The sequence below is a fragment of the Hominibacterium faecale genome, assembly GCF_020734085.1.
GTDB lineage: Bacteria > Bacillota > Clostridia > Peptostreptococcales > Anaerovoracaceae > Hominibacterium > Hominibacterium faecale.
On record NZ_JAJAGH010000008.1, the window covers coordinates 60,218 to 79,134 of the forward strand.

The following is an 18,917-nucleotide window of genomic DNA, read 5'->3' on the forward strand; positions in this document are numbered from 1 at the left end:
TTTGGCGCGAACCTTGCACTTTGATTAATTTCGTAAAATCAAATTCATTATTCATATGTATTAAGGAGGTATCGCTATGAACGAACACGACAGGGCTGTACAAGCCAGTGAACCCAAGCTAAAGAGGGTGCTTGGAACTCCCGGCCTGGTCTTTTTTGGTTTGGCATTTATGAACATTACATCGATTATACTGGGTTATGCAATCGTTGATCAAATGACACATGGAATGGTGCCGCTCTCCATCCTGATCTCATTTGTGGTCATGCTGATCACAAGCTTCAGCTATAAACAGATGTCCATGCAATATCCGATGTCCGGATCCGCCTACACCTACACTTCTAAGGCAATCAATCCATATGTAGGTTTTTTTACCGGCTGGGCGATTCTTTCCACCTATCTGATCCTTCCCGGATATAACTTCTTGTTGTTCGCATTGTACATGAATGTTTTAATTCCCGGTGTCCCTATGTGGGTTTGGATCGTAGCCTCAATCGTCATCGTTGGCGTGATTAACTTTTTAGGAATCAAGCTGCTTTCTATTGTAGATGCAATTTTTGTAGTTATTTTTGCTGTATTGCTTACTGCGATTGCGATTTCTGCTATCGTTCATCTGTCCGGAAATCCAACTGCTCCCGGGTTCTTCGATGGTCTGGCGAATCTGTATAAGCCGGAAGCGGCAAGTGAAGTTGGAGGAATGGGCATTTTACAGGGTGCGGCATATATCTGTTTTTGCTATTTGGGTTTTGATGCCATTTCAACGCTTGCTGAGGAAACGATTGATCCTACCAAAAAAGTTGGACGTTCTATGGTTCTTTCTGTTGCCATAGGCGGTGCGATTTTATTGCTGTTTTCGTTCCTGTTTGATCTGTGCTGGTCTGATAAATGGAATATGTATGATAACCCGGATACAGGGGCAATCGAGATTATCCGCTCTGTAGGCGGCGATACCCTTGGTTATATAACAAGCGCAATTTTGGTTGTTGGTGTCTTTGCTTCCGTATTGTCCATTGAGACTTCTGCGACAAGGCTGCTGTACGGAATGAGTTGTGATAAAGTAATGCCAAAATTCTTTTCCAAACTGCACCCGAAATTTAAAACTCCGGGTTATGGAATTATATTTGTGTCTGTTTTAGGCCTTTTGGCGCTTCTGCGGGATCTGGAGGTCATTGTTTCCCTGCTCAATGTTGGTGCGCTGATTGCCTTTATTCTTGTAAATATAGCGGTAATCGCCCAGTTCTGGATCAAGAAAAAAGACAGGGCAGGCTTTATGAACAAGTTGAAATATTTAATCGCCCCGGTTATTGGTACGTTAAGCCTGGCGGTTGTACTGATCAATGTCGGAATATACGGCCTGGTTTTGGGATTTGTCTGGTTGCTGGCCGGCTTTATTTTTCTCGCGTACAGGACAAAGATGTTTAAAGAACTGCCGCCTACCTTGAAGGGGTTCTAATGGCCTTGGATACTGACAGTTTTGGGCCTTTGATCCGGGCCGGACGTCAGAGAAAGTATCGGAATTGATTTTAAAACGCTTCAATTCCGATACTTTTTTCGTTTTTGCCGGAAGAAACAGTAACTTCTATCTTTTTTCCATCAGACACCTTGCGCCGTGACCGCATTGTGATATAATTATTTAATCTGGGATTTTAGTATCTGATTCAGGCAGGTCAAGCTGAGTCAGCGGCTGGATTTCAGAATCTGAACCAAGAACAAGAAAAAGCCGGTAAATCATTTGAATCATCGCCAGGCAGGAAATTTTTATGAAAAAAACAGGTTTAATAAATTTGGAATATGTAAATACTGTAATTAAGGAACGTCCGAGGGACATACATAAAGGTGACTGCGGAAAGGTTCTTGTGATTGCAGGCTCAGTTGGCATGGCAGGCGCGGCCGTGCTTTGCGCGCGGGGAGCGCTGCGATCCGGAGCAGGACTCGTACGGATATCTGCTCCCAGAGAACTATATCCCATTCTGCAGGTGGGCGTACCGGAAGCCACATGTGTCCCGAGAGAGCTTTCCTTACCGGAACTGATGGACAGCGATGCCATCGCAGTTGGTCCGGGGTTAGGAGATGATGGGCAGAACGCCAAGCTTATCCGTACAATCTTAAAGGAATATAAAAAGACCGTCGTCCTCGATGCCGATGGGATCAATACCATCAGCCGGGCGGATCTGCTGGATGAACTGCGGGAAACGAAGGCCCAAGTGATCATGACACCCCATCCTGGAGAGGCTGCAAGACTTCTCAGTTATTGCGGGATTGAAACTTCCCGGATGGACAGGCCCAAGACGGCCCAGCTGCTGGTGGAACAGACCCGGGCTACCTGCGTGCTCAAAGGCAGCGGAACCCAGGTGGCAACAAAAGACGGCGAATCATATACTAATACTACAGGAAACCCGGGAATGGCTGCCGGCGGCAGCGGAGATGTTCTGACAGGCATCATCGCAGCGCTGGCCGGACAGAAGCTTTCTCCGGCGGACTGTGCAAAGGCGGGAGTGTTCATCCACGGGATGGCAGGGGACCTGTGCGCCCAATCTCTTGGAGAGACGGGTATGACGTCCCTGGACCTGGCAAACATGGTTGCTCTTGCTTTCAAACAAATCATAGGAAAATAAAACTTGAATAGATAAGGAGTGAAGGACTTGCTGGTAAAGAAAGGCGATCTTTATTTTGCAGATTTAAGTCCGGTAATCGGCTCCGAACAGGGCGGCGTCAGGCCGGTCCTGGTGGTTCAGAACGATGTAGGAAACAAATACAGCCCGACCATAATCGTGGCTGCTGTTACCTCACAGAAAAATAAAGCCAATCTGCCGACCCATGTGGAAATCGCAGCGGACGGCAATGGTCTCAGCAAAAATTCAGTAGTGCTCTTAGAACAACTCAGAACAATTGACAAGAAACGATTAAAGGAACGAATTGGCACACTTGACCATGATCGTTTACCGGATGTAGATGAAGCATTAGGCGTAAGTTTGGGAATTGCAAGCCCCAATACGTTTGAATAATTATGAATAGCAAAAAGCGGGGCGGCCCCGGGCTGCCCTGCCCAAAGCTTATAGATAGAATTAACACAGGAGGAAGAAGAATGGATTACACACAGTTTGAAAAAACAGCGGCCAATATCCGTACCGGTATCGTCAAAGCAATACATAATGCGGGATCCGGCCATCCGGGAGGCTCTCTGTCAGCGGCGGATATCGTGACGGCGCTGTACTTTAAGGAGATGAACATCGATCCCCAAAATCCCAAGATGAAAGACAGGGACAAGTTCATACTATCCAAGGGGCACGCAGGTCCGGTGCAGTACGCGGCCCTTGCGGAGAAAGGCTATTTCCCTAAAGAAGATATTCTCCAGCTGAGAAAGCTGGGATCCAAATTCCAGGGTCATCCGGATATGAAAAAGGTTCCCGGAATCGAAATGTCCACCGGCTCACTGGGCCAGGGATTTTCTGCTGCCGGCGGCATGGCCATGGCAGCCAAGCTGGATAAAAGCCCGGCGAGAGTCTACGTCCTTTTGGGAGATGGAGAGATTCAGGAAGGACTGATCTGGGAAGCGGCCATGTCAGCGGCTCACAATAAGCTGGACAACCTGACTGCTATTTTAGACTGGAATGGTCTGCAGATCGACGGTAAAAATGAAGATGTAATGACAGTTGCTCCTGTTGATGAAAAGTTCCGTGCTTTTGGCTGGAACGTGATAAAGATCGATGGCCATGATTTCGAACAAATTTTCGACGCTTTTGCCCAGGCAAGAGCCTGCAAGGGGAAACCGACGATGATCATCGCCAAGACGATCAAAGGAAAAGGCGTTTCCTTTATGGAAGGAGAATACGGCTGGCACGGAAAGGCGCCCAATGAAGAGCAGACGAAACAGGCGATTGAGGAACTGGGAGGTGAATGGTAATGGCAGATAAGATGGCGACAAGACAGGCTTACGGCAAAAAGCTGGTTGAGCTTGGAGAAACATATGACAACCTGGTGGTAATGGACGCAGACCTTTCCAAATCTACCATGACCGCTGAATTCGGCAAAACTTACCCAGAGCGCTTTTTCAATATGGGAATCGCTGAACAAAATCTGTACGGCACAGCGGCCGGACTGGCTCTTTCGGGAAAAATCGTATGCGCCAGTACCTTTGCCATGTTTGCTTCCGGCAGAGCTTTTGAGATCATACGTAATTCCATCGGCTACACAAAAGCCAATGTGAAAATTTGCGCTACCCACGCAGGGATCACGGTTGGCGAAGATGGAGCCAGCCATCAGACCTTTGAAGACATTGCTCTCATGAGAACGATTCCGGGAATGACGGTGATCAATCCGTCGGACGGTGTTTCCGCTGGAAAACTGCTGGAACAGGCGGTTGCAATGCAGGGGCCTTGCTACGTAAGGCTGGGGAGAGCCGCGGTTCCGGTATTTTATGATGAAAGCGCAGATATCACACTGGGAAAAGGCAGTCAGGTACGACCGGGCAAGGATATTTCGATTATTGCTACCGGAATTATGGTCAATGAAGCGGTGATGGCAGCCGAAGAGCTGGCAAAAGACGGCATTGATGCTCGTGTAATTGATATACACACCATAAAACCCATCGATGAAGAGATCATCATCAAGGCGGCCCGGGAGACCGGAAAAATTGTCACTGCGGAAGAACATTCGGTGATCGGAGGACTGGGAAGTGCTGTGGCAGAAGTTATCGTAAAAAATACGCCGGTGAAGATGGCCTTTGTAGGACAGAAGGATACTTACGGAGAATCTGGAAAACCGGAAGAATTGAAAACGAAATACGGCATGACCGCTGCTGATATTGTTTTGGCAGCCAAAAGCCTGTAAGTGTGAAAGAGGAGAGATCGCTTTATGAAAAAATCGTTTTTGTGTCTTAGTTTGATGCTGATTATTTGTCTATCCCTGGCAGCCTGTGGTTCTTCTCAAACCAAAGGAGCACCGGATAAGGCTGAGGCAACGGAAACAACTCAAGCTCCGGCAAAGGAAAAAGTATTTGAAACCAGCGACGAGCGCTTTCAGATCACAGCCGATGAGGATTGGTCTGATGCTAAAGATGTTTTGAAGATTGAGGACGCTACGTTATCCATTTCCAAAGGAACGGAAGGCTATATTGCGCTTATCAGTGAAAGCAAATATAACTTTTCTAATGAACTTTCCGGCTACAATAAGCTGGTAGTGAAGCATATGGAAAAAAGTATTGATGACGAAAAAACTAGTGAATCACAAACGATGAAGCTGGGTAAATATGATGCTTACAAAACAACCATTTCCGGCAACGTAGAAGATGTGGCGATGACGTATCAAATCTATTGCACTGAAATTGAAGATCGGTTTATTCAGCTGACTTGCTGGAGTTTAGACGGCAGCGAGAAAAAGTTAGCCCCAAAATTTGACAAGATCGCGCAGACCTTGTCGCCGGTAAAAGATTAGAAAAACAAGTAATAACAAGCTCTCCTTCCGAATAGTCTTAAGTATGACATGTTCATATGCAAAAGCGGCCGGGCCGCAAAGACGAATATGTCCAGGTATGCGCAGGCTCAGCCGGCATATGGCAGATTATACGGAAGGGAGTTTTTGTTTTGGGAGAGAAAGAAAAAGAAAAGAAAAAAATATGGAAGCCGGGGAAGAAAGGTCTCATCATAATTGCAATTATTATCGTTGCTTTGGTAGCCGCCCTGGTTGCGGTAAATCTGTTTAAGGGTGACAAAAAAGTGGAATTTAAAACATTGAGCGAAAACAAAATACCTCAGGACATATCCAGTCAGGTAATCCCGGAATACAGAACTCTGGAGCGGGCTTTGGCATGTGTGGTAGAGGATAAAATCTATGTGGTTGTAACCAGAGGCGAAAAGCCGACTTCTGGATTTGAAGTGGATATTGATAAGATGAAGCTGGAGGAAAAGGACGGTAAGACCAATCTGATCGTCTACGCGGATTTTAAAGATCCGGAAAAAGATAAAGCCCTCGCCCAGGTCATTACCTATCCGGTGAAAGTGGCCAGTACGGATCTTTCCAAGCTTCCGGATGAAATCGAGCTGCGCATTCAGTATGAAGAATAGCCGCTGGTACTTTTGAGAAACCGGCAGTAGTTTCCTCAGTGTGACCCGCCCAGGCGCTGGCCTGTCGTGAGACAAGGTGCCGGGCTTTGGCGAGTTGTTAGTCAGGCGTGAGGTACTAGGCCGCCCTGCCAGCCAGATCGCTATTCAAGCGGCGGGCAGCTTGATGTCGGACAAATAGCCGCCATGCCAGCCGGACCATTGAAAATATCGAAATTGATGTAAAATGACATGATTTTTGATAGTTTTCCTTCGGAGATTGAAAGAAAATTGAAAAAAATATCAAAACAGCCATCAAAACATGGCCGTTTTGATATTTTTTATTGTCCAGATTGTGCTGAAGATAAAAAAAGTATCATAATAGCAGAAAAAAATAAGTATCCAGACACTTTACAGAATTTGACAAATACAAACAAATGATGTAAAATTTTGGAATAAAGAACAAACAGGGGGCCGTCCGAAAAAGGAGAACTATGTATACAGAATATCAACAGGAAATACGTGAGATAAAAGCGGAACTAAAACTGCTCCCCAAAGGCATTTGGTGAAGCGACGAGATTTCTATTATTATTGGGACAGTGGAAAGGAGGCAGATTTCATATTGCGATGAAGCTGCTTTGGCTCTGGGAGAGGTTACGTTTTTCCCGGATTTTGCAGCCAGGTGTTTAGGCGATGGCAGGCTGCTTTTTGGGGAATATTTTGGACTTTTGGGGCGACCGGATTACGATGAAAAGAATGCTCAAAAGTTAAACCTTTACGCAAAATCTTGATTTGTATTTCGGAACAGAGACGTCAGACCTTACCAAAATTTCAAGCAACTTTTCACATACTTTTCACCTGATGATGATAATATTGTAACGTTTTAAGGAATATTAGCGATAATTGTTTGATAATAGCGGACAGTTATAGTAAAATATATGGTAGATCTATCAAAAGGAAAGGGGCACAGACGCAGAATGATTGTTTTTGAAAATGTTACAAAGCATTACAAATCCAACATAGGTCTTGATGATGTCAGTGTGAGAATCAACAAAGGGGATTTCGTATTTCTCGTGGGACCAAGCGGAGCGGGAAAATCTACATTTGTTAAGCTTATCTTAAAAGAAATAGATGTCAATAAAGGCAAAATTAAAGTCAGAGGAGAAGATATAACCAAATTCTCTAATAGGCAGATACCGAAACTGAGAAGGAATGTCGGTATCGTTTTTCAGGATTTCAGATTGCTGCCAAAGAAAACTGTATTTGAAAATGTGGCCTTTGCAATGGAAATAATCCATCAGAGTCCAAGAACCATTAAAAGACAGGTTCCCCAGGTGCTCAGTCTGGTGGGAGTCGGTACTAAAGCGCAAAAATACCCGAATGAGCTGTCCGCAGGTGAACAGCAAAGAGTTGCGATTGCACGGGCTATTGTCAATAACCCCAAAATCCTCATCGCTGATGAACCCACGGGAAACCTTGACCCGGAGACTGCCTGGGAAATTATGCAGCTTTTGGAACTGATCAATATGCGAGGCACGACCATTCTCATGGTTACCCATGCCAAAGATATTGTGGATCGAATGAATAAGCGGGTCATTGCGATCGAAAAGGGAAAAATCGTAAGGGATGACGTTGGAACTTACGGATTTGAGGATGCGTTGGCTAAAATGGAAGTGACGTTTGACACGTTGCCCCACCGCCGCCAATTTAATGAAAAACTGAAAAAGGGAGACTTGTAATAATGTTCAGACGTTTTTTCTATACTATCAAGCAGGCATTCCTGCAAGTCTTTAGAAACAGAGCGATGTCGGTGGCATCGATATTTGCCATTACAGCCATGCTGCTGATTCTGGGATTATTCTTTGTGATTGTGATTAATATTAACACTGCTGCTACCATGATCCGGCAGGATTATGATTCCATCGAAGTTTTCCTGCTGGACACTACGGCTCCAGAGCAGGCGGATGCGATGATCGCTTCTCTTAAAGGGGAAAACGGTGTGGAAGATGTGACTTACCGCACGAAAGAAGAGGCAATGACAGAGCTGAAAACAAGATGGGGCGACAGCGGATATTTACTGGATTCATTGGCATCCAATCCTTTGCCTAATTCCATTGTTATCAAAATTAACAGTCTGGAAGCTGCTGATGATATAGCGGCTAAGGCTGCGGCCTTGGACGGCATTGAAGATGTAAAGTATTATAAAGAAACTGTAGACAAGCTGATGAGCGCCACCCGGTTTGTCCAATTGGCAGCCATTGTAATCATGATATTCTTGATCATCGTATCAGTAGTGGTGGTATCGAATACGATTAAGTTGACAGTATTTAATCGGGCCAGGGAAATCAGCATTATGAAATATGTGGGAGCGACGAACTGGTTCATACGGGGGCCCTTCTTAGCGGAAGGCATCATTATTGGTCTTTTTTCGGCCGGAATCTCGGTGGGGATTTCTGCCTTTGTGTATGAAAAAGTTGTGGATTTAATAGGGAAGGACGTATTTGCTGTACTTTCCACACCTATGGTACCGGTCGATTTTCTGACCTATAACCTGGTGTGGATCTTCGCTGCTCTCGGTGTCAGCATCGGCGCCTGCGGCAGTATCATTTCAATGAGAAAGTTCTTAGACGCTTAGGAGGTCATTTCATGCGAAAAAAGATAACAGTAATTACCGCTCTAATGCTTATGTTTACCGTAGTATTTAGTTCCGGCACGGTATATGGAGCCAGTCTGAGTGATATTAAGAAGGACATTCAGAATAAGCAAAAGCAGCTGGAGAATGGGAAAAGCCAAGAAAAGGAATTATCTCAGGAAATTCAGGACTTGGAAAAGGAGATCAACTCAGCTGAAAATCAGCTGGAGAGCTTAAGAAATAAGATTTCAGAAACAGAAGATAAAGTCGTGGCGGCGGAAGCAGACCTGAAAAAAGCGGAAGAAGATGTGGAAACCCAAAACGCCAATCTCAATGTCAGACTCAGGACAATGTATAAAAATGGAACCATTGGGTTTATGGACGTGCTCCTGGGATCAGGAAGCATTTCGGAATTCATCAGTAATATTGATATGGTGAAGAAAGTGTATTCCGGTGATAAAGATGTGCTTGCTGATCTTGAAAAAGACTATAAAAAAATTGAAGCCAAGAAAAAGAAGCTGGATTCGTTAGAAAGCCAGTTGGAATCTCAAAAGCAGGAGCAGATGGACAAGCAGGCTGAATTGACGGCTAATCGCAGTGAGGTTTCCAAGAAAAAGGCCAATGTGGTAGCCAGCAATGAAGCTCTTGAAGATAATATTGCCGATCTGAACGCAGAAGCGGATCGGATTGCTGCCATTATCGAACAAGACAGCAAGAAGAATGACAACAGCGGAAGCGGCGGAAGCGGTGGAAGCGGTGGAAGCGGCGGCGGGAGCGGCGGAAGTTCCTATAACGATGGACAATTTGGGTGGCCGGTGCCGGGACATACGAGGGTTTCCTCCAATTACGGATGGAGAAATTGCCCCTTCCACGGAAGAGAAAAGCATACTGGCATTGATATTCCAGCACCTTATGGAACAGCCGTATTGGCGGCTGCAAAAGGAACCGTTATTTTTTCCGGATATCTGGGCAGTTACGGAAACGCGGTTATCATTAGCCATGGAGGCGGATTATATACCCTTTATGGGCATAACAGCAGCTTGGTAGCAGGTTCTGGGGCCAAAGTAAAAAAAGGACAGAAAATTGCCAGAATCGGAAGTACAGGTAGCTCGACCGGGAATCATTGTCATTTCGAAGTTCGAAAAGGAGGCAGCGGTTACGGCAACGATGTGAATCCGTGGAATTACTTAAAATAAAATTCCTATCATTAAGGAGTCAAAACGAATGAATTACATAAATCCGATTATTATAGAACTTCTAAACAAGCGAGGCATCTCCGAAGATGCGGAAATCGAAGAATTCTTGTCGGATAAACCCCAGAAAACGTATGATCCATTCCTGCTTCCTGATCTGGAAGCGGGGGTGGATTTACTATTAGAGGCGATCCGTGATAGAAAAAGAATTTGTATCTACGGAGACTATGATGCTGACGGAATTACCTCCGTCAGTATTCTTATGGAATTTTTAGGTATATTGACCGACCAGCTTCAATATTATATTCCTTCCCGTTTTGATGAAGGATATGGTTTGAACGCCGAAGCAGTAAGGAAGATCAGAGAACGGGGAACCGATGTTTTGGTGACCGTAGACTGTGGAAGCGTTTCCTATGAAGAAGTGGAACTTGCCAAAGAATTGGGCATGAAAGTGCTGGTAACCGACCATCATAGCATTACCGATGTGCGTGCCGATTGCCTTTTGATCAACCCTAAACGGCCGGAATCTTCTTATCCATTCCGTGAATTAGCCGGCTGCGGCGTGGCTTTTAAACTCTTGCAAGGCATCCAAAAAAAAGCCGGCGTTCCGAAAAAAATTCTTAACAGGGCTTTAGACCTAGTCGCATTGGGAACAATTGCCGACGTGGTGCCGCTCTTGGATGAAAACCGGACGCTGGTTAAGCATGGCATGCATATCATCAGCAGCGGGCTCAGGCCAGGGCTGTCAGCTCTGATCGAAGGGATTTCTTTTAAAAGAGAAAACCTTCGCTCTGACCAAATTGCTTTTGGTGTGGCACCTCATCTCAATGCGGCCGGCAGAATGGGCGATGCCAAAGTGGCTGCGGGGTTGATGCTGGAAAAGGACCAAAGTACCATACAAAGCCAAGTATCTCAGCTGATTGACTTTAACAAACAGAGAAAAAAGACTCAAGAGGAAGCGTATCAGCTGTGTGCGCAGCTGATTGACGAGCACCTGAAAGATCGAAAGTTTTTGGTCGTTTACGCAGAAGATGTGCATGAGGGGATTGCAGGAATCGTTGCCGGCAAACTGAAAGATAAATATGAACGGCCAACGATCCTGGTAACTCCGTCAGGAGAACATTTAAAGGGGACGGGCCGCAGCGTAAACGGTGTCAATCTCTATCAAGTCTTGAAATCTCATGAAGAATTGTTTTTCCGTTTCGGGGGCCATGAAGGTGCTTGCGGTTTTTCCATGAAACGGGATAAGCTGGAAACCTTGGAAGCTTTATTGGAGCAGGATATGAAACGGATGCTCGATGAAGATCCGGAACTGTTTTCACGACTGATCAGAGCCGATTTGTCGCTGCCTGTAGAAAAGGTTACTCTGGAATTGGCGCAAGAACTGGAGCTCTTGGCGCCCTTTGGCAGTAAAAACCCAAAACCGCTCTTTCTATTGGAAAACATTCGAGCCGCCCGTTTGCAGCCTATGGGTGCTGACGGCAAGCACATGCGCTTTTTTGCCGTTTCACAGGATGGAAAATCGGTAGAGTGTGTACTTTTTAACCGGGCGGAGGATTTTAAACAGATGCTTTACGGGGAAGCGAGCATAAATTTGATCGGCTCTGTCGATTTTCAGGAGTGGAGGGGAAATAAAAGGGTACAATTCAATGTGGAAAGTGTGGTATAATGTTCGCGTTGATTGTATACGGCGTTGCCGCAAGGAAGCGAACATTGAAACCCGCTGCGACGTGGCTTGCGTGTTATAATGCCCGCGTTGATTGATACGGCGTTGCCGCAGGGAAGCGAACATTGAAACCCGCAGCGACGTGGCTTGCGTGTTATAATGTCCGCGTTGATTGATACGGCGTTGCCGCAGGGAAGCGAACATTGAAACCCGCAGCGACGTGGCTTGCAGGGTGTAGGAAAAGGGAAAATAGAATTTTGGGATGGAGGCAGTTGGAATGACGATAAAAAAACGAAACCTGGTACTTTTGCTGATCGTTGCCTTCCTGCTGGGAGGCACCATCGCCGCAGGATCGGTGATTTTGATTGAAAACGGCGCTCTGGGGGGAACAGTAAAGGTATCTAAGAAAAATTACAATTATTATCAGAAACTAGATGAACGTTACGGCAAGCTGGATCAGCTTTATGACGAACTGGAAAACAGTTTTTATAAAAAGCCCGATGAGGAGCAGATGGCGACAGGAATGTATAAAGGGCTCGTTGCCGGTTTGGGCGACCCTTATTCGGCCTACATGACTAAAGAGGAATATACATCCTGGACAGACAGCACACTGGGTGAATTTGACGGCGTAGGGATTACCTTTTCCACCAATAAAAACGGGGAATATGTAGTCGTCAATACCATACCGGATACGCCGGCGGAAAAAGCCGGATTGGAAGCGGGAGATATTTTGCTGGCCGTCAATGATAAGACATACAGCACCATGGACACCTTCAGCGCGGCATTAAAGGGAAAGGCCGGAACAAAGGTAAAACTTACGTATGCACGGGACGGCAAAGAAAAAAATGTGGTTATGAAACGGGCGACAATCGTCAACAAAACCATTGAAAGCGAGGTTTTGAAAGATCAGATCGGATATATTAAAATTTCTTCCTTTGAAGAGCATACGGCGGACGATTTCAAAAGCGCCCTCAGCAATCTGCAAAAGAAGCAGGTAAAAGGTCTGGTAATCGACCTGAGGGAAAACGGCGGCGGTATTGTCGATGCCGGAATCCAGGTAGCAGATGAACTGCTGGGTGAAGGAACGGTGACATACCTGCAGGACCAGCATGGAAAAAGACAGTATTTGAAATCCGAAAAAAGCAAAATCGATATCCCATACGTGCTGCTGGTGGATGAGAATACGGCAAGTACTTCCGAAATCATAGCGGCAGCAGTAAAAGATGACGGCAAAAACCCGCTGGTAGGAACGACGACTTTTGGTAAAGGAATTGTCCAAAGTACAGGAGAGCTCAGCGATGGCAGCGCCCTCAAGCTCACGACCATGCAGTATTTTTCACCAAAAGGGCATGTGATCAACGGCAAGGGAATCAAACCGACTTATGAAGTTAAGAACGACAAAAAGAGCAAGACCGATAAACAGCTGAACAAAGCGCTGGAGCTGCTGAAAGCAAAGTAGCATCAGCATCACTACGGAAAAAAGGACATAAAAAACGACCGGACAAATTCAGAGCGAATGTTTGGTCGTTTCTTTTCTTTTTCAACGTATTTAAGAACGTGATCCCTTCGGCAACAGCGCGATGCATGGTTCCCTTTTCACAGGAACATGGTATAATCAAAAGAAATGCCACTTCTCAAACAAAGAATGGAGCAGCTATGATCAGCAAGGATTTTTATCTGAACAGCAAACTAATGGTTCGTCCCCAATTCGGAGAACGATATCAGGATGTGGTGATAAAGAATACAATTTGCAAGGAACACCCGATTCACATGCACGATTGCGTCGAGATCATCTATGTTCTCAGGGGAACGATTGAATGCAAGATTTCCTTTGAGCAATACGTCTTGCAGGAAGGTGAATTTTTGGCCATTAATGCCTTTGATCTTCATCGGATCAAGGCAATTGCTGAGGGTACGGCTATTTCCTGCATCCATATCGGCCAGGAAATCTTTCCGCCGTCAGAAGGATTTATTGTGTGGTGGATCGATGTCTTGAAATCCAACAAAGAAAAATTCATACAGCAGGCTGAAAACCTGAGGATGTTGATCAAGCAGTATACTCAGTTTGCGCCCAAAAGTGCGATACGAAACTGTATTGAACGAATTTTACAGCTGTTTCGTATGGAGTTCATGCTGGAGCGTTTTCAGATTGCCGGTGACCACATTGTGCTGAAAAACAGTGAGGTCGATCTGGAAAGGATCGGAGCCATCTATATGTATTTGTATCGGCGTTGCAATGAAAAACTTACCCTGGAAAAAATGGCAAACGAATTTGCTATGAGCAAATATTATCTTTCACACTTTATTAAAAAAGTAGTCGGAAACGGTTTTCAAAAATCTCTGCATATGATTCGCTGTGAACGAGCAGAAGTCGCATTGCTCCACGGAAATGAGACGATTGAAGAAATCCGTATGCAATTTGCACTGTCATCAAATCAATCGTTTAACGAAGGCTTTAAAAGTCTCTTTGGAATGATACCAAGCGCTTATCGCAGAGCGCACAAAAAAGATACGGTCATTCACCAGGAGTTTCTGGAGGAGCCGATTTCCGATATTGGAGCAGTCATGAGCGGGATAAGCCAAATAGACGACACTGATAAAATCGTGGAACTTCATTTAAAAGAAGGAGCCGGGAAAATGATTATTGTGGAAAGCATAGGCGGTAACGAGGTCATGACACAGCATGATTTGATGGGAAAAAACAAAATTACCATTGAGCTGCAAAATGAAGAGAGCATTCTTGTGATAAAAAAGCAAGAAATGTTATAGAAAAAACAAAAAAAGAATCAAAAATCTGAAATTAGACAATTTTCTGATAAAAGAGCGCAACATTATAACTTCCTGTTGGCTCTTTTTTTTAATATTCTAGGCTCATAAAATTTAGGAGGTGTCATAATGAACGAAACAAAGAAGCTTTCAAACAAAACGATTTTCGGTTACGGTTTTGGCGCGATGGCAGATGCGGCTGCATATAATTTTTATATTATGTATGCGTTGTATTTTCTGACGACGATCGCAGGGCTTAGTGCGGGAAAGGCGGGCCTGGTTATTTCCGTGGCCACCGTGATAGCAGCAATCGTCGGGGTAGTGCTGGGACCGATCAGCGATAACACCAGAAGCCGGTTCGGCAGAAGAAGGCCGTATCTTCTGGCCGGAGGTACCGTGCTGCTGGTAGGTCTGGTGTTGTTTTTCAGACCTATGGAATTCAGTGACAGCGGAAAATTCGCGTACTACATGGCAATGTTTATCATCATTAACATAGGGTATGGAGTTTTTCTGATTCCGTATAATGCGCTGGGTGCGGAATTGACCAATGATTACGACGAGAGGACGAAGCTGAGGACTCCGGCTACCTTCATGAACTGTGTCGGCAATATTATTGGAATCTCTTTGCCCCTCACCGCAGTTGCGGCCTTTACAAAAGCAGGTGCATCAGAAGGGAATGCGTGGAATTATTTTGCGATGATTGTCGGTGCGGCCTGTCTGATCGCCATCCTCATCACCTGGAAAACGACAAAAGGCAAGGAACTGCCGCAGGAAAGTCTGGAGGCGCCGGAGGATCGTGAACTCAACCCATTGAAAACATTCTGGAGAATCCTCAAACTGAAACCTTTTAAATGGGTGATTGGGATTCTGATTTTATTTGCGATTGGGTACATTGCATTCCAGTCGGGACTGGTCTATTATGTGCTGTTTTACGCAGGTTTGACAGAAGCGCAGATGTCAACAGCCATGTTTATTTACATCTTTATTGGAATGGGATGGACCGTGGTGATTTCACTTTTGGCGACAAAGATCAACAAGAAAAAGGGCATGGCCCTCTGCTTTCTGGTGAGTGCTGCGGGTATGGCGATCATGTATTTTGTCGGCGTCCATTCTTTTGGAATGCTGGTCCTGCTGCTGGCCATCTTCGGCATGGGCAACGGAGCATACTGGCTGCTGATCTATCCCATCATTTATGACTTGGCAGAAGTCTATGAATATCAATACGGAAAGAGAAAAGAGGGAGCCCTGATGTCCATGTACGGATGTATTTTTACCCTTTCTACGGCATTGGGAACACAGGTGCTGACAATTATGCTGACCCTGGTAGGATACGACCCTCAGCTTCCGGTACAGTCTGCGGAAACCATCAACGGCATCTCCAATATTGTTTTGGGAATTCCGATCATCACCTTTGTTTTGGGCGCATTGTGCAGTCTGGCATATCCTCTTTCCAAAAAAACCTTTGAAAAACTGATGCAGCAGCTGGAAGCGAAGAGAGCAGGAGAGCCTTCAGATGAATCAGAATTGGAAAGGATCGTTTAGGTGGCTGAATATGATTGCATTATACAACGGAACAATTTACAGCGGAAAAAGGTTTTATGAAGCGATCCTGTTGGACGGGAAATGGATTAAAAGCATTGGAAGTAATGAAGCGATCAGAAGGCAGGCCACTTCACAGGACCAGCAGATCGATTTGGGAGGACGGCTGGTCCTGCCGGGATTCATCGATTCTCATGCACACGGCCCTTTGTCAATCAGCCGCACGTTGGGAAAGATTGACTTGTATCCGGCAGAAACGCAGGACCAATATTTGCAAATCATTCGTCAGTTTGTCGAGGAAAATCCTGAACAAGAACTCTATTCCGGCATGGGGTGGCTGAACCCGGCATTCGGTGAACTGGGACCTGACAAGGAATCGCTGGATGCTATATGCAGCAGCAAACCCATCGTACTTTGCTCCGGCGACGGACATTCCACCTGGGGAAACTCAAGGGCCATCGAGCTGGCGGGAATAACCCGGACCAGTGAAGATCCGGAGGGCGGAACGATTGAGCACAATGCGGACGGATCTATTCGCGGCACTTTTCGCGACCAGGCAAAGGACTATCTGCAGAATCTGGTCCCTGATGCGAGCGCGGACGATTACAAAGAGGCATTGATGAACTTTCAGGACATGATGGCCGGGTATGGGCATACGGCAGTCTTTGACGCGATGGTCGACCTGAACAGCAATATGCACCAGGCCTATCGGGAACTGAACCGGGATGGACAGCTGAAAATAAAATGTGTACTGGCATATACCAGCGATCCGGAAAACCCGGAGCTGTCACTGGCTCAGTATGAAAAAGCAAAAGTGGTTAAGGAAGGAAAGCTCACGGAAGGGACAATCGTAAAGGTCTTTGTGGACGGCGTGGTTGAAGGCGGCACTGCGTTTCTAAAGGAAGAATATTGTCATCAGAAAGATTACTACGGGGAGCCGCTCTGGGAGCAGGAGGCTTTAAATCAGTTCTGTGCAGCGGTTGACCGGATGGGGTATGATCTTCATTTTCATGTTATAGGAGATGCCGCGGCGGCGGAAATGCTTACCGCAATGGAATTCGTCCATCAGAAAAATGGAGAAAAACTGCGAAACACAGTGGCTGCCCATATGCAGTTGGTAGATCCGAAAGACTATCAGCGGCTGAAAGCGTTGGATATACGAATCTCATCAAATCCCTATTGGTTTGTCAAAGCTCCCGGCTACTACGAAAACATCGAGCTTCCCTTTTTAGGCAACCGGGCAGAGTTGGAGTATCCCATGAAAAGCTTCTTTGACCTGGGCCTTATCGTGTCGGCCGGCAGCGATTACGGCGTGACACCTCAGCCATATCCTCCGGCGGGCATGCAGATTGCCCTGCTGCGAACTTTGTATGGGAAGGACCATACGATTTTGAAAGATGTTTTAAATGCCGCAGAAGCCATCGATCTGGAAGAGGCACTGGATGCATTTACGATCAACGGAGCCAATACCATGGGGATTGAGGATATGACAGGTTCTTTAGAAGTGGGTAAACATGCAGATTTAGTAGTGATGGAGCAAAATCTCTTTGATACGGATGCGGCGGATTTTTACCGAACAGAAGTTTATATGACCATATCGGAAGGAGAAATCATATATAAAAAGCGTGAATGACTAACGATCAGCGCACAATGATATAATAGCTGTAAACAAAATATGCAAGAATAAAAAGAAGTCCCCAGCCCCTGCGGATTTCTTTTTTTATAAGCGCGGGGATCATGACCAGAAGGCTGGCGCCGATCAAAATCCAGGCATCATAAATCGAAATCGCTTCCACCTGAATGGGGTGGACGGTCACGGAAGCGCCCAACACAAAGAGAATGTTGAACAAATTGGAGCCAATTACGTTGCCGACGGCGATATCCGTTTCTCCCTTTCTGGCGGCGGCAATACTCGTTACCAGTTCAGGCAGGGATGTGCCGATCGCGACGATGGTCAGGCCGATGAGCGTCTGGCTGACGCCGAAAGAGGCAGCTATGGCGCTGGCTTTATCCACCACCAGCTGTCCGCCGAAAATAACAGCGGCCAGTCCGATCAACGCAAACAAAATTCCTTTGGGCAGAGAAGGCTTCTTTTCCCCGGAAGCAGACTCAAAGACTGGCTGCTTGATTGCCTTGCGGATCGTCGATATGATAAAAAACGCGAAGACTGCCAAAAGGATCAAGCCGTCCGGCCTGGATAGAGAAAGGGCTGTGCCGGAGCCAAGGGCAGTAAGCGTTAAAACAAGAAACAGAAGCGCGGCTATGATAGAGAGGGGATATTCGCTCTTTAAAATGTGCGGCTGTACGGGACATGGCTTGAGCAGAGAGCAGGCCCCAAGAACAATGAGCAAGTTAAATAAATTGGAGCCGATCACGTTGCCCACGGCGATGCCGTTCTGGCCGGTAGTTGCCGCTGTGATGCTGACGGCAGCCTCGGGGGCGCTGGTCCCGAAGGCGACGATGGTCAGGCCGATGATAAAGGATGGAATGCTGAAATACCGTGCGATATCCGAACTTCCATCTACAAAAATATCCGCTCCTTTAACAAGCAGTATGAATCCAACAATTAATAATATGTAATCCAATGTTCTTCCCCTTTATTTATATACTAAAGGAATTATATGACAATATGCGGAAGCTTGTCAAATTTTAATTTTTACAGAAAAAGCTGCAGGCGCGCTTTAGGGCGTGAAAGTAAAAAGTGTTGACGGTCATTTTGCCGGGTGCTATAATTGTACTGTAATGTGTTGAAGTAAGGATGAAAGGAGCTATATCATATGGCTTACGAATCAAAATTCAAACGCGCAGACATTGATGAACTTTTCAAGGCAATCTTGCTGCTGGAGGATGAGGAGGACTGTTACCGCTTTTTCGAAGACATCTGTACAATTAATGAGATTCATGCAATCGCACAGCGGCTGCAGGTGGCCAAGCTGCTTTCAGAAAAGAAAACTTACAGTGAAATTGAGGACCTGACAAAAGCGTCCACGGCTACGATCAGCAGGATCAACAAATGTCTGGTATACGGCGCCGAAGGTTACCAAAGAATTCTGGACCGCATGGAAAAAGCCGATTAGGACGGTAAA

General features: G+C 45.9%; 17 protein-coding genes. 16 read left to right on the forward strand and 1 reads right to left on the reverse strand.

Annotated features, from left to right (window positions below; genetic code table 11):
• The first annotated feature begins 76 nt into the window (after window positions 1-76).
• From LG211_RS11580 to LG211_RS11650, 15 genes are all read left to right on the forward strand, one after another.
• On the forward strand, window positions 77-1,450 hold the full coding sequence (locus LG211_RS11580) for an APC family permease (protein WP_148395953.1): 1,374 nt from the start codon (window positions 77-79) through the stop codon (window positions 1,448-1,450).
• Window positions 1,451-1,757: 307 nt separating this feature from the next.
• Complete coding sequence (locus LG211_RS11585; RefSeq protein ID WP_227755378.1) at window positions 1,758-2,612, forward strand: NAD(P)H-hydrate dehydratase; 855 nt, start codon at window positions 1,758-1,760, stop codon at window positions 2,610-2,612.
• A gap of 27 nt (window positions 2,613-2,639) precedes the next feature.
• Window positions 2,640-3,002, forward strand: a complete 363-nt coding sequence (locus LG211_RS11590) for a type II toxin-antitoxin system PemK/MazF family toxin (protein WP_148395951.1) — start codon at window positions 2,640-2,642, stop codon at window positions 3,000-3,002.
• Between the two features lie 80 nt (window positions 3,003-3,082).
• Window positions 3,083-3,901 (forward strand): transketolase, encoded by an 819-nt coding sequence (locus LG211_RS11595; RefSeq protein WP_148395950.1) that lies wholly within the window; start codon window positions 3,083-3,085, stop codon window positions 3,899-3,901.
• The gene (locus LG211_RS11600) at window positions 3,901-4,827 is read left to right on the forward strand and encodes a transketolase family protein (RefSeq protein ID WP_148395949.1); all 927 of its coding nucleotides are present in this window, start codon (window positions 3,901-3,903) and stop codon (window positions 4,825-4,827) included. The genes LG211_RS11595 and LG211_RS11600 overlap by 1 nt, the downstream gene beginning before the upstream one ends.
• A gap of 24 nt (window positions 4,828-4,851) precedes the next feature.
• Window positions 4,852-5,430: a hypothetical protein gene (locus LG211_RS11605; RefSeq protein ID WP_148395948.1), complete on the forward strand. Its 579-nt coding sequence runs from the start codon at window positions 4,852-4,854 to the stop codon at window positions 5,428-5,430.
• A 149-nt stretch (window positions 5,431-5,579) separates the two neighbouring features.
• The gene (locus LG211_RS11610) at window positions 5,580-6,059 is read left to right on the forward strand and encodes a protease complex subunit PrcB family protein (protein ID WP_227755376.1); all 480 of its coding nucleotides are present in this window, start codon (window positions 5,580-5,582) and stop codon (window positions 6,057-6,059) included.
• A 953-nt stretch (window positions 6,060-7,012) separates the two neighbouring features.
• Window positions 7,013-7,774, forward strand: a complete 762-nt coding sequence (gene ftsE / locus LG211_RS11615) for a cell division ATP-binding protein FtsE (protein ID WP_148395946.1) — start codon at window positions 7,013-7,015, stop codon at window positions 7,772-7,774.
• 2 nt (window positions 7,775-7,776) lie between these two features.
• Window positions 7,777-8,670, forward strand: a complete 894-nt coding sequence (gene ftsX, locus LG211_RS11620; protein WP_148395945.1) for a permease-like cell division protein FtsX — start codon at window positions 7,777-7,779, stop codon at window positions 8,668-8,670.
• A gap of 11 nt (window positions 8,671-8,681) precedes the next feature.
• Complete coding sequence (locus tag LG211_RS11625) at window positions 8,682-9,863, forward strand: murein hydrolase activator EnvC family protein (RefSeq protein ID WP_227755375.1); 1,182 nt, start codon at window positions 8,682-8,684, stop codon at window positions 9,861-9,863.
• Window positions 9,864-9,891: 28 nt separating this feature from the next.
• Complete coding sequence (recJ, locus tag LG211_RS11630; protein WP_148395944.1) at window positions 9,892-11,529, forward strand: single-stranded-DNA-specific exonuclease RecJ; 1,638 nt, start codon at window positions 9,892-9,894, stop codon at window positions 11,527-11,529.
• Between the two features lie 274 nt (window positions 11,530-11,803).
• Window positions 11,804-12,985 (forward strand): S41 family peptidase, encoded by a 1,182-nt coding sequence (locus tag LG211_RS11635; protein WP_227755373.1) that lies wholly within the window; start codon window positions 11,804-11,806, stop codon window positions 12,983-12,985.
• 197 nt (window positions 12,986-13,182) lie between these two features.
• Window positions 13,183-14,295, forward strand: a complete 1,113-nt coding sequence (locus LG211_RS11640) for a helix-turn-helix transcriptional regulator (RefSeq protein WP_269477578.1) — start codon at window positions 13,183-13,185, stop codon at window positions 14,293-14,295.
• A 126-nt stretch (window positions 14,296-14,421) separates the two neighbouring features.
• Entirely contained in the window at window positions 14,422-15,834 is a 1,413-nt protein-coding gene (locus LG211_RS11645) for an MFS transporter (protein WP_227755371.1), read from the forward strand.
• A 10-nt stretch (window positions 15,835-15,844) separates the two neighbouring features.
• Window positions 15,845-17,464 carry an amidohydrolase gene (locus tag LG211_RS11650; protein WP_269477579.1) on the forward strand — a complete coding sequence of 540 codons (1,620 nt, stop codon included), beginning with the start codon at window positions 15,845-15,847 and terminating at the stop codon, window positions 17,462-17,464.
• A 7-nt stretch (window positions 17,465-17,471) separates the two neighbouring features.
• On the opposite strand, the gene LG211_RS11655 is transcribed toward LG211_RS11650, so the two are convergent.
• Entirely contained in the window at window positions 17,472-18,416 is a 945-nt protein-coding gene (locus LG211_RS11655) for a calcium/sodium antiporter (protein WP_148395939.1), read from the reverse strand.
• A 192-nt stretch (window positions 18,417-18,608) separates the two neighbouring features.
• On the opposite strand from LG211_RS11655, the gene LG211_RS11660 reads away from it, so the two are divergent.
• On the forward strand, window positions 18,609-18,908 hold the full coding sequence (locus tag LG211_RS11660) for a YerC/YecD family TrpR-related protein (RefSeq protein WP_148395938.1): 300 nt from the start codon (window positions 18,609-18,611) through the stop codon (window positions 18,906-18,908).
• Window positions 18,909-18,917: the final 9 nt, after the last annotated feature.